Annotated in this window: 10 protein-coding genes; 4 read left to right on the top strand and 6 right to left on the bottom strand. The window is 59.5% G+C overall.

What is annotated here, in order from left to right; translation table 11 throughout:
- The first annotated feature begins 120 nt into the window (after nt 1-120).
- The 3 genes from ACR0KW_RS18780 to ACR0KW_RS18770 are packed head-to-tail and all read left to right on the top strand — an operon-like array spanning nt 121 to nt 1571.
- Nucleotides 121-501, top strand: a complete 381-nt coding sequence (locus ACR0KW_RS18780) for a hypothetical protein (RefSeq protein ID WP_480806346.1) — start codon at nt 121-123, stop codon at nt 499-501.
- Nucleotides 502-506: 5 nt separating this feature from the next.
- Nucleotides 507-731 (top strand): hypothetical protein, encoded by a 225-nt coding sequence (locus ACR0KW_RS18775; RefSeq protein ID WP_480806345.1) that lies wholly within the window; start codon nt 507-509, stop codon nt 729-731.
- A 27-nt stretch (nt 732-758) separates the two neighbouring features.
- Complete coding sequence (locus tag ACR0KW_RS18770; RefSeq protein ID WP_480806344.1) at nt 759-1571, top strand: autotransporter outer membrane beta-barrel domain-containing protein; 813 nt, start codon at nt 759-761, stop codon at nt 1569-1571.
- Between the two features lie 120 nt (nt 1572-1691).
- Here the strand turns inward: ACR0KW_RS18770 and ACR0KW_RS18765 are convergent, their stop codons facing one another.
- The 6 genes from ACR0KW_RS18765 to ACR0KW_RS18740 form a co-directional block, all read right to left on the bottom strand.
- The gene (locus ACR0KW_RS18765; RefSeq protein WP_480806343.1) at nt 1692-3785 is read right to left on the bottom strand and encodes a tetratricopeptide repeat-containing sulfotransferase family protein; all 2094 of its coding nucleotides are present in this window, start codon (nt 3783-3785) and stop codon (nt 1692-1694) included.
- A 243-nt stretch (nt 3786-4028) separates the two neighbouring features.
- A complete protein-coding gene (locus tag ACR0KW_RS18760) occupies nt 4029-5720 on the bottom strand; it encodes a BCCT family transporter (RefSeq protein WP_480806342.1) in 1692 nt (563 codons plus the stop codon).
- A 143-nt stretch (nt 5721-5863) separates the two neighbouring features.
- Entirely contained in the window at nt 5864-7288 is a 1425-nt protein-coding gene (locus ACR0KW_RS18755; protein WP_480806341.1) for a carnitine 3-dehydrogenase, read from the bottom strand.
- Nucleotides 7285-8049 (bottom strand): SDR family oxidoreductase, encoded by a 765-nt coding sequence (locus ACR0KW_RS18750; protein ID WP_480806340.1) that lies wholly within the window; start codon nt 8047-8049, stop codon nt 7285-7287. The genes ACR0KW_RS18755 and ACR0KW_RS18750 overlap by 4 nt, the downstream gene beginning before the upstream one ends.
- Nucleotides 8046-8975, bottom strand: coding sequence for a 3-dehydrocarnitine:acetyl-CoA trimethylamine transferase BcoG (gene bcoG / locus ACR0KW_RS18745; protein WP_480806339.1), 930 nt, complete (start codon nt 8973-8975; stop codon nt 8046-8048). Before bcoG ends, ACR0KW_RS18750 begins: the two co-directional genes overlap by 4 nt.
- Nucleotides 8976-8991: 16 nt before the next feature.
- Nucleotides 8992-10938 (bottom strand): acetoacetate--CoA ligase, encoded by a 1947-nt coding sequence (locus tag ACR0KW_RS18740; protein ID WP_480806338.1) that lies wholly within the window; start codon nt 10936-10938, stop codon nt 8992-8994.
- A 114-nt stretch (nt 10939-11052) separates the two neighbouring features.
- Here ACR0KW_RS18740 and ACR0KW_RS18735 point away from each other — a divergent pair, with 114 nt between their 5' ends.
- Nucleotides 11053-11994 carry a GlxA family transcriptional regulator gene (locus tag ACR0KW_RS18735; RefSeq protein ID WP_480806337.1) on the top strand — a complete coding sequence of 314 codons (942 nt, stop codon included), beginning with the start codon at nt 11053-11055 and terminating at the stop codon, nt 11992-11994.
- The last annotated feature ends 126 nt before the right edge of the window (nt 11995-12120 follow it).

Raw genomic sequence — 12120 nt, 5'->3', positions numbered from 1 at the left:
GTGCAGGCGCGCATTGCCAGAGGTGGTCGCGTTGTCAAATGGAAAGGCAGAATTGTCAGCAATGCACCTTCGGCGTTTCAGGCCTCGGCATCTATAGGGACAGTGCCGTCGGGAATAGCCTTGGCAGAGGTGATTTCCACTCCGCAGACGTCTCCGGTGATCTTCTCGAACGACGAGGATAACAGCATCGCGTCCACAGGCTCAGTGACTGTTTCCACGGCCACGGCCCCCGCCGTGACGCTCGACCCGGTCTACTCCAGCACCCTGACCAACGATGGCACGGTGTCTGCGACATCCAATGCGCTGGCCGTTGGTCTGCAGGCGGACAATCAGGTGCGGCCCTCTGGCCAGATCGTGAACAACGGCGCGATCAGCGCAACTGTCGCCAGTGGAACCAGCAATGTCACGGCCCAGGACTTTCTGGCCAAGGGAGACATAGGCGGGGCTTTCACAAACACCGGGACTTTGTCCGCCAGCGCATCGACAAGGTCGGCAGTCTGATCCGGGTGCGGGATCACAAAGTCAATCTGGATGCCAACGGCGGCAGTGCGATGTTCCGCTTCAAAGACGCCGCCGCGGGATCCGGGGTGTTTACCACCACGGCTTCGGATAGGAGCTCGGTCTGGTTCGTGCAGAATGAAAGCGGTGCGGCCCCGGTTTACGCCAGTGTCGATTCCTCGGAACTGGTGACTTCGGCTGATGTCGCGGCCTTCTACGGGGGGCAGGCGTAGGTCACGCGCAACTCGACAACCAGTCGGGTGTCGGGCATCAGCTTTGGTCCCTTCCGCCCCTATGTGATGATCGACGCCGCATCGCGCCAGTTCGAAAACGCAGGAACCGAAACCGATGTTACATTGTTCAACGGCAGCGTCGGGTATTCCGGGCAGCTGGACAATGGTCTGGCGCTAGCCCTGGGGCTGGGGCTGTTCCGCTCGGACGGGGATACGGACACCACGGATTTCGACACTGATGGCGTGTATCTGGATGCCTCTGTGGGCCGTCAGTTCGGCTTGTATACGGTTGAGGCCGGTCTGGGTTTTGGCTGGTTGTCCACCGACCGGTCCCGCGAAATCACCGGCAGCGCCGATGCGAATGCCGAGTATGACAGCACGCTGGTGACCGCTTATCTGGGCGCAGAACGGCCATTCGACGTCAGCAACGCGTTCTCGCTGATGGGCTTTGGCGATGTGCGCTATACCCGTCAGAAGGATGACGGCTATACCGAGACCGGTTCTTCGGCCAATGCCACGGTAGGGGACAGCACCACCGAAGTGATCGAGGCCCGCTTGGGTGTCGATGTGGAAAGAGCATTGGACAACGGCGGCATTTTGGTCGGTCAGCTGTCAGGCGTGCTGCGGCGGGATCTGGGCGATTCCGATGCGTCCGTGACGGTATTCTCGACCACACAGAGCCTGTCCTTCGCCTCAAACGATTTCACCGGCGGCAGTGTGCTGATCGGGTACGAGCACGAATTCGTCCCCGACATGAAGTTCGAAGCCAATGCCGAACAGGAAATTGGCAGCGACGCGCAGGGTCCGAACTTCCGGGCCGGACTCCGGTGGTCTTTCTGACCGGTTCAGAACCGGTCAGACCATGAGCTTTTGGGTATGGCGGATCAACCGACCTACCCTCTCTTTATTTGCAGGATGCTCCGCGCGCCTGCCCCGCCTTCGGTCGCGCAGGCGCAACACTCAGAAATCTATCGAAAGATCGCCGATCGTTTCGACCAGCGGCTTCAGGTGCTCCTCATAATTTAGCCATTTGGCCTTGGATGACCTGTAAAGGGGCTGGCGCACTTGCTGAACGCTGGCGGTTCGCACGCGCCGTTTGCGAGCGTGGAAGTCAAGACAGTTGCTGTCCCAGTCCAACCCGCAATAGTCCAACAGGCGCTTGGTCTGGGCTTCGATATCATCGACCAATGCTTCGTAGTGAACCGTCAGAAACGTGCCTTCGGGCAGCGTGTCGTGCCAGTGGTTCATGAGGCGCACATAGTTGTTAAAGTAGCGTCCCAATTCGACCAGATCATAGCTGTGCAGCTGACTGCGCTCGAACAAGCGTGTGTAGCAAGACAGGCAGGTGTCAAACGGGTTGCGGGCGACGTGAACGATCTTGGCGTTCGGGAACAGACCGTGGATCAGGCCCAGCAGCTGAAAATTCGCGGGCATCTTGTCCACGATGTGCGGCATTGAAGGCGCGTGCCCGGTCAGCGTGTCAACATAGTCCTCGGCCCGCTGTTTCAGCCGGTTATCCGATAGGGCCCTGACAGTTTCCGGCACCGTGGCCGGGCTGCCATCCAAGCGGCTGAACAGGTTTTGCATGTCATTCAGCTCACCTGCGCCGAAGACATTACTGTGCGCGTCCAGAATGGACTCAGTCAGCGTTGTGCCCGATCGGGGCATCCCCAGCACAAAGATCGGCCGGTCACTGTCCACGGCACAACCGCGCAGCCTGTCGATCATCTTGCTGTCGAAGGTGGTAATCAGATCGTCCGTCAACCCATCCGTTTCAGCCGCGTCATAGTCGACCAAGCCACGCTTTAGCCGGGCACCGGTATCAAATTGCCGGAACGCCTCATCGTAGCGCTTCAACTGCTCGTAACATTCGCCCATCGCATAGTGATAGGCCGCCGCTTTCTGGGGCAGCATGTCGGCAGCGGTGGGCAGAGCCGCTTCCATCTGGTGAAAGATCGGGCTGTCCGGGGTGGTCTTGTCCACCTTTGACAGCGCAAGCAACGCGCCCAGCTTGTCTTCTGCGGTCTCAGCGGCCTGTTCGAACCGGGCGCGGGCGATGTCAGCGTCCCCTTGTTCCAGCGCCAGATGTCCCAGCGCCAGCAGGCTGGCCGCCATGTCCGGTTTCAGCTCCAGCCCTTTTTCATAGTTCGCAATGGCACTGGTCAGGTCGCCCAGATGAGCCTTGGCCATGGCGACGTGATGGAAGGCCACAGCGCAGTCCGGATCAAGGCGCACGGCGTTTTCGGCCTCGATCAAGGCCAGTTTGGGATGGTTCTTTTCAAACAGAACCTGTGCCAGCCCCACATAGCTTTCGGCCTTTTTCCCATCGATCGCAATCGCGTTGCGAAAAGCGGCCTCCGCCTTGTCCAGATCGTTTTCAAGCAGGAAAATCCTGCCGAAATTCCGATGCAATTCCGCATCCTGCGGGGTACGCTGCATCTGAGCCTCGGCCACGGTGCGGGCGTCTGAGGGGTTCTCGGCCTCGATCAGAACGGAAATCAGGTTGTTGGCGGTCTCTGTCGAGGCCGGGTTGATCCGCAGCGCCTTGCGGTAAAACTCTGCCGCTTTCGCCCTGTCGCCATTATCGCGGGCAATGCTGCCAAGGTTGTTGATGGCGCGGTCAAAATCGGGGTCCAGCGCCAACGCGCGGTGTTGCGAGGCTTCGGCCTCGGTCAGGTTGTTCTGGTCGTAGTAAACAAGGCCGAGGTTCGAATGCGCCGCGGCACTGCCAGGCGCCAGACGGATTGCGCGGTGCCCGATCTCGACGGCTTCGTTCAGTTCACCGGCCGAGCGCAGGATTTCCACGAAATTCGCCAGAAACACGGCGTCGTTCGGCTGCAGCCGAACCGCTTCGCGCATGGCTTTGACAGCAACGCCCCCCTGCCCTGCCAGAAATGCGGTAAGGCCAACCATCTGATGCGCGTGCGCATGAGCCGGTGCAGCTTTGACAATCTCGGAAAACAATGTGGCCGCCGGTTTCAGTTCGCCCTTCTGATAATGCGACATCGCCAGGTTGAAGGCATCCTGAATAGAAATCGTTTGGCCTTGGGCCATAATGTATGCTCCGGTCTCTGATACCCCTGCACAGGCGTTAAGCGCGTGCTTTTTCTGTTCTGGTGATTGGTAAAGAGAACGCCGGGCACCGTCCATCCGAAGTTGAGCGTTTTCGGAGCATTTGCGCATCAAATGCGCATACCAGCGTAACGCGCACCATTTGAAAGCGCTGCTGGTTGGGCAAAGTCGTTGCCTTGACCACTGGGCGAAGCCGCCCAGTGGAGTTTTCAATTCCGCAGACTGTCACGCGTGCAGGTCTTGTTTCAGCCTGGTGCCATCAGGCGCAACACTCTGTTCTTGGATCGGGGCTGCCGACGGATCCTCGTTCAGCGACTTCATCAGGCCCCATACCATTGCAATCAACACGAAGGAGATCGGGAAGGCTGCAGCGATCGATGCTGTTTGCAATGCGGCCAGACCGCCCGCCAGCATCAACGCAATCGCGGTTGCACCGATCCCGACACCCCAGATGATGCGGAACTTTTTGGGTGGATTGTCGTCGCCCATCGAAAGCATCGTGGTGATAACCAGCGTGCCCGAATCCGCTGAAGTTACGAACCACGAGAACAGCAGGATGGTCGCCAGTGCCGACATCGGCCAAGCCATCCATTCCATATTGCCCATCCACGAGGTGGCGCCCAGGTTGCCGATGGTGCCGTACAGCGCGGCGGGCAGATCCCAGTTCCGCACGGTTGCAATCACACCTGCACCGTTTTCCGAGGCCGGACCCGCGCCCATGTGCAGCTCTTGCCAAATGGCGTTGCCGCCAAACATGCACAGCCAGAAGAACACCATGACGGTCGGTACAAACAGCACGCCCACCATGAATTCGCGGATCGTGCGACCGCGCGAGATGCGTGCGATGAACATGCCGACCATCGGTGCCCATGCAATCCACCAGCCCCAATAGAAGATGGTCCAGCCACCCTGCCAAGCGATGTGTTCGTCAGAGGACGCCGCCCAGAACCCCATCGGAACGAAGTTCCACAGGTAGTCACCCATGGACGTCACGAAAAAGCCCATCAGCCATTGGAACGGGCCGATGATGACAAACAGCACCAGCAGCAGGATCGACAGCCAGATATTCCATTCCGAGATAATACGGATGCCCTTGCCGACGCCCGAGACGGTCGAAACGATGGCGATGATGCTGACCAGAACGATCAGGCCGATTTGCAGCGCCGTCGTTCCTTCGATGCCAAACAGCACGTTGAGGCCCGTAACCATCTGACTTGACCCCAGGCCGAGCGAGGTGGCGATCCCGAAGACCGAGCCGAACACCGCCAGCAGGTCCACAGCGTGACCCCAGGGGCCATAAATGCGTTCACCGATAAGCGGATACAGAGCCGAGCGCATGGTCAGCGGCAGTTTCTTGCGGAAACCGAAATAGGCGAGGCTCAGTCCGACGAGTACATAGAGCGCCCAACCATGCAGACCCCAGTGGAAATATGTGACACGCATCGCGTCAATGGCGCGCTGCATGTTCATTTCCGTGTGGCCCGCCAGATCGGCATGGGGGTTGTTTGGATAGCCCCAGACCTGGGAGTTGTCGAAGTAGAAGATCGGTTCCGCCACCCCGAAGAACAGGATGCCGATACCGATACCGGCCGAGAACAGCATGGCGACCCAGCTGAAATTCCCAAACTCTGGGCGCGAGTCATCGTCCCCCAGACGCAGTGACCCGAACTTCGAGAACATCAGCCAGAGGCAGAAAAAGAACGCGATGGCAAACAGCGTGATGTAGTAAAAGCTCAGGCCGTTTTCGATCCAGCTGCGAATGGATTTGTACAGACCGCCTGCAAATTCCACGTTCATGACGGTGAAGATGACAAAGGCTGCGATCATACCTTTCGCCGCAATGCCCATTCCCGGGTGAAGGCCGGTGAAAAAACCCTCCTTCGCCACAAGATGTGAGTTTTGATGTTGCTCGTCCATCGAGCCCTCCCTTTCTGACAATGATCTGTCATTGATGTTTTGGTTTGGATGTCTCCCAAAAAACGGATCGGGTTCTGTTGACCCGATCCGCCAGTGAATGCCGTCTCTAAATCGGGGAGAGGAAGAGGCGGCACATGCGTTCCTTAGGCCCGCAGGCCGACGTGACGACCGACACCCTGAGGCGCAGGCAGTTTTGCGTGATCCTGAGCATAAGTCGCGAGTTTCGCAGCCACGGCGTCGGACGGCAGAGACGTCTTGCGAGCGTTCAGGTCCATGTGGATCAGCAGGGTTTCGACCGTGGCGGCCAGTTGGCCGTTCTCACCATAAAGGCAATGGAACAGCTGCATTTTCTTGCCTTCACCCTGCAGCACATGCGTGGTGATTTTCAGCCGATCGCCCGCGTGCAGCTCGTCCAGGAACTGCATGTGGTTTTCAACGGTGAAATAGCTGTTGCCTGCCGCGACATAGTCCGCATCCGCGCCGATCATCTCCATGAACCGGTCGGTCGCCTGGGCCGAGGCCTCAAGGTAGTGCGCCTCGTTCACGTGGCCGTTATAGTCGGTCCAGCTTTGCGGAATGGTGCGATCCACGGTGACGGGCAGATCATCAATCGCCCGTTCCGGCATGGTGACTTCGTGCGTGTTCAGCACGCCGCCTGCGCCGCTGCCAGTCTTCTTCAGCGCGCGCATCATGCCGATCAGGTTGTCATCGCGTAGACGTTCCAGCTCGCGGATCGACATATGGCCGGATTGCGCATCCGACTGACCGGCGATCAGGTCGACCAGTTCATCGGTGAACTCGGGCACGTCCATCAGCTTGGTCCAGGGCCACTGCAGGGCCGGGCCGAACTGCGCCATGAAGTGTTTCATCCCTGCTTCGCCACCGGCGATCCGATAGGTCTCGAACAGGCCCATCTGCGCCCAACGCAGGCCGAACCCCATGCGGATGACTTCGTCCAGCTCTTCGGTGGTGCAGATACCGTCCTTGATCAGCCACAGGCCTTCGCGCCAGACAGCTTCGAGCAGACGGTCACCGATATGGGCGTCGATTTCCTTGCGGACGGTTAGCGGGTACATCCCGATCGAGCGCAGGATTTCCGACGCCGTGGCGCATGTTTCCGCCTCACCAACCAGCTCAACCAGCGGCAGCAGGTAGACCGGGTTGAACGGGTGAGCCACGACGACGCGGGCGCCATGCTCGTTCAGCTCGGACGGCTTGAACCCCGAGGTCGACGATCCGATCACCGCCTCCGCTGGCGACAGTTCGTCAATCTGCGCGTGAATCTTGTGCTTGAGATTCAGACGCTCTGGTACGCTTTCCTGAACCCATGAAGCACCGGCCAGCGCTTCGCCCATGTCGTCATGAAAGGTCAGTGTACCTTCGGCAGGCATCGCCTTGTCATAGAGCGCAGGCAGGGCGCGGCGGGCGTTCGCCAGAACTTCGCCGATCTTGCGCTCTGCTTCCGGATCGGGGTCAAAAACCGATACGTTCCAGCCGTTCAGCAGGAACCGGGCGACCCAGCCTCCGCCGATCACGCCGCCGCCGACGATGGTTGCTTTTTGTGTCATGGTGCAAGTGTCTCCGTATGGCCATCAACGGACAGGACCTGTCCAGAAATTTTGTTACCTGCCTCCGAGGCAAGGAAATGGATGCTATTTGCGATGTCCTGCGCTTTGACCCATGTTTTCATGGACACGCCGGTCACATAAGACGCGCGAACGGTGTCTTCGCTTTCACGACGGGCTGCGGCTTCGTTGGCAATCACGCGGTCCATCCGCTCGCCTTCGACCGCGCCGGGGCAGATCGCGTTCACGCGGATGCCGAACGGTCCCAACTCCATCGCCAGCGTTTTCGTCATACCCACGACGGCCCATTTCGCCGCCGCATAGGGCGAGCGCAGCGGATAGCCCATGATGCCAGCTGTCGATGAGGTCATTGCGATCAACCCGCTCTTCTGCGCTTTCATCACCCGTGCCGCCCACCGGCAGGTCAGGTAAGACCCGTGTACGTTGGTGGCGACACATTGTTGCCAGGCGTCATAATCAAGGTCTTCGATCGGGCCGGCAGGACCACCGGTGCCGGCATTGGCGCAGACCACATCAATGCCGCCCCAATCGACTTCAAGCCCGCTTAGAAATGCGTCCATTCCTGTTTCGGAGGTCACGTCGACAACTGCAGCCACGGCGTCGGGGTGGCCTTGCGCAAATTCGGCAACGGCTGTTGGGTCTGCATCACAGATCGCAACGCGGCAACCATCTTCAAGAAAGCGTTCGGCAATGGCGCGACCAATTCCAGCCGCGCCTGCTGTTACGAGAACGCGTTGCGTCATGCCGCAACGCCCTTGGCGATGGGTGCGCGCTTGGTCAGGCCCAGCTTTTCACGCACGGCGTCGGGGCCGATGATCTTGGCGCCCATGTTTTCGATCACGGTCACGGCGCGCTCGACCAGTTGCGCGTTGGTGGCCAGAACGCCCTTGTCCAGGAACAGGTTGTCTTCCAGACCAACGCGGACATTGCCGCCTGCCAGAACCGACTGCGCGGCATAAGGCATCTGGTCGCGGCCCAGCGAGAATGCCGACCAGGTCCAGTCGGACGGCACATTGTTGACCATCGCCATGAAGGTATTGATGTCGTTCGGCGCACCCCACGGTACACCCATGCACAGTTGTACCAGCGCGTTAGGTTCCAGAATGCCCTCTTTCACCAGCTGTTTGGCGAACCACAGATGGCCGGTGTCAAAGGCTTCGATTTCAGGCTTCACACCCAGATCGGTCATCATCTGACCCATCGCCCGCAGCATCCCGGGGGTGTTGGTCATCACATAATCGGCCTCGGCAAAGTTCATGGTGCCGCAGTCCAAGGTGCAGATCTCGGGCAGGCATTCGGCGATATGCGCCATCCGCTCGGTCGCACCAATCATGTCAGTCGCTGCCTCGTTGACCGGGAACGGGCTTTCGGTCGAGCCGAACACGATGTCGCCGCCCATACCGGCGGTCAGGTTCAGAACCACATCCACCTCGGCATCGCGGACCCGGTCGGTCAGCTCGCGATACAGGCCCAGATCACGCGACGGCGCACCGGTTTCGGGATCACGCACGTGGCAGTGCACAACGGCAGCACCCGCCTTGGCCGCATCGATGGCCGAGTTCGCGATCTGCTCGGGAGAGCGCGGAACATGGGGGGATTTGTCCTGAGTGCCGCCCGAACCGGTCACGGCGCAGGTGATGAAAACTTCGCGATTCATTGCGAGAGGCATGATGAGTATCCTTCGATCAGCATTTAAGGTCAGGGTGGTCCGTGAACTGTGCCAGCGCGCCGGGATTGATCAGGCCGGTCAGGTCACGGATGGGTTGGTTGTTGACGGCATCCCGCACGGCCAGTTCAGCGGTTTTGCCGGATTTCGTACGCGGGATATCCGCGACTTTGATGATCTTTGCAGGAACGTGCCGCGGTGAGGCGTTGGTGCGGATTTCGGACTTGATCCGGGACACCAATTCGCAATCAAGGGTCACATCCGTGGGAGTGGTCACGAACAGGACGACGCGCACATCATTGCTGATGTTCTGGCCGACAACGACCGAGTCCTCGACCTGTTCGATCTTGTCCAGCTGCCGGTATATCTCGGCGGTGCCGATCCGGATGCCGCCGGGGTTCAGCGTTGCGTCCGACCGGCCCAGAACGACATAACCACCTTGGCCCGTCTGAATGGTGAAGTCGCCCTGCCGCCAGATGTTAGGGTAGATCTCGAAATAGCTGGAGCGATACCGCGCCTGTCCCGGATCGTTCAGGAAGCGTGTCGGCATCGACGGATGTGCATTGCGGCACACCAGCTCTCCGGCCACTCCTGCCACCGGGTTGCCATTACTGTCCAGCGTTGCCACGTCCAGCCCCAGCATCGGGGCCTGAATCTCACCCTTATGCACCGGAAGCGTGGGGCAGCCGCCGATGAAACAGCCCAGAATATCCGTGCCCCCGCAGATCGAGGCCAGCTGCACATCTGCTTTCCAGTCCCGGTACACATGGTCAAACCCGTCCGGAGACAAGGGCGAACCGGTCGACAGCACTACACGAAGGAAAGGAAGAGAGTGACTGTCGACCGGCCGAACACCGCGTTTGAGCACGGCATCAATGAATTTCGCCGAAATACCGAAATGAGTGACCTGTTCCGCCTCGACCAGGTCGAACAGGCGGGTGATACCCGGATAGGCCGGATTGCCATCGAACAGGATGATAGCCGCCTCAGAGGCCAGCGCGGCAACCTGCCAGTTCCACATCATCCAGTTGCAGGTGGTGTAATAGAACATCCGGTCGCCTGCGTGCAGGTCGCAATGCAACTGTTGTTCGACCAGCATACGCAGCAAGGTGCCGCCACCCGAATGCTCGATACATTTCGGTTTGCCCGTCGTGCCGGACGAGAACATCACGTAAAGCGGATCGCGGAACCCCATCGGACGGCAGTTCAGCGTGGGCGCGTCAGTGGGCTTGAAGCTGTCATAGGCGGTCATGCCTTCGGGCAGGTCAGCCCCGTCCTTTGCATAGGGCCAGACGATGACCTGTTCGATCGTCGGCACGCGGGAGACGACCGTGGCGATGGCCTCACGGGTTTCAAAAACCTTGCCATTGTAGAAATAGCCGTCGGCGGCGAACATCAGTTTCGGTGCGATCTGGCCGAAACGGTCCACGACCACGTCCGGCCCACTTTCCGGCGCGCAAGAGGACCACACCGCCCCCAACGACGCCGTCGCCAACATGGCCGCCACGGCCTGCGGCATGTTCGGGACATAGCCCACAACGTGGTCGCCCGCGACAATGCCCGCGTCTTTCAGAGCGGTGGCCAAATGCTCTACTTCCTGCTTCAGCTCGGCGCGGCTCCACCGCAGGCGGCGACCGTCTTCACCGTAGAAGATGATGGCATCACGGTCGTCGGAGTTCTTCAGAAAAGTCTCGACAATGTTCAGACGTGCCTCGGGAAAGAAGCGGACATTCAGAGGATCGGCGTCGGGGATCAGCGTCGTGTCCCCTGCCTTTCCGACCAGACCGCAGAACTTCCATGCAAGACGCCAGAATGCGCCGGGCTCATCCACCGACCAGCGATGCAAATCCGCGTGGGCGTCAAGCGCCTTTCCCGCCTGCTGGCTTGCAAGGTCGCGAAACGCGGCAAGCCGGGTTTGCGAGATTTGTTCGACACTGGGTGTCCAGAGAAGGTCAGCATCCAGCATGGTGAAACAGGCCTCCGGTCGGCAGAAAGTGTGAATCGTCTGGTGACGAATTGACGCGAAGCTACTTTCAACTTTCCGGCGGAAACGATACAATTTTCGTCAGGAGGAATACATTTGTCGTCAGAATCACATGAAAAGTTCGAATTCCTGCTGCTGGACGGGTTTTCGAACATGGTTCTGGCCAGCGCGCTGGAACCTCTGCGCGACGTCAAAATGCGCGCGATGTTCGCCAGTCTGGATTGGGAGGTCACAACTCTGGACGGCCTGACCGTGACCAGCTCAAGCAAGTTGAAACTGTCGCCGGACAGACAGTTTGACCCCGAAAAGACCAAAGGCACGCTTGTCATCGTGGCCGGCTACAGTGTGCGCGAGCAGATCACCCGGGAACTGGTCTCAATGATCCGAGTGGCGTCCCGCAACGCGCGGCGTGTGCTGGCGCTGGATACGGCATCGTGGCTGCTGGCCGAAGCCGGGATTTTGGACGGCCATAGCGCAACCATCCACTGGCAGGAGCTGGATGCATTCGAGGAGGCCTTTCCAAACGTGGATGTTTCCAACGCCCGGTTTGTGCGGTCGGGGCCGTTCATGACATGCGGTGGGGCCAGCACAGCATTGGAAATGGTTCTTGAACTCATACAGGACACGTTTGGCCCGGCAGCGGCATTTGACGCGTCGAGCATGTTCCTTTTCGATCCCGCCCGCCAAAAGGATCAACAGCGCGGCGCTGCCTGGTTGCGCGACCGCGGATCACCCAAACTGCTGAATGCGCTCAACATCATCGCAGAGAATGTCGAACACCCCCTGACCACATTCGAACTGGCCGAACGTGTTTCGTTGTCAGAACGGACCCTGAACCGGGCCTTCGCGCAAGAGCTGGGGATGACGACCGGAAAATACTACAAGCTCTATCGCCTGCAGCACGCGCGATACCTGGCGCAGGAAACGCGCCTGAGCACAGAACAGATCGCTTTGCGATGCGGGTTCTCCTGCGCGTCAGCGCTGGGTCGCTCATTCACCAAAGAATTTGGCAGACCAATCAGCACGTTCCGTTCGTGATGCGTTATCCTTCAGGCAAGCACCAGCGGTAGCGGGCACCTATCACATGGTTGACGTCATCCTCCCAGTGAAATGGTCCACCGTTATGTTTAAGGGTCAGAATGGGAACGAAGCGACACATCATCC

Source organism: Ruegeria sp. CG11 (assembly GCF_056537245.1).
This window is presented reverse-complemented; position numbering and strand designations above follow the sequence as displayed.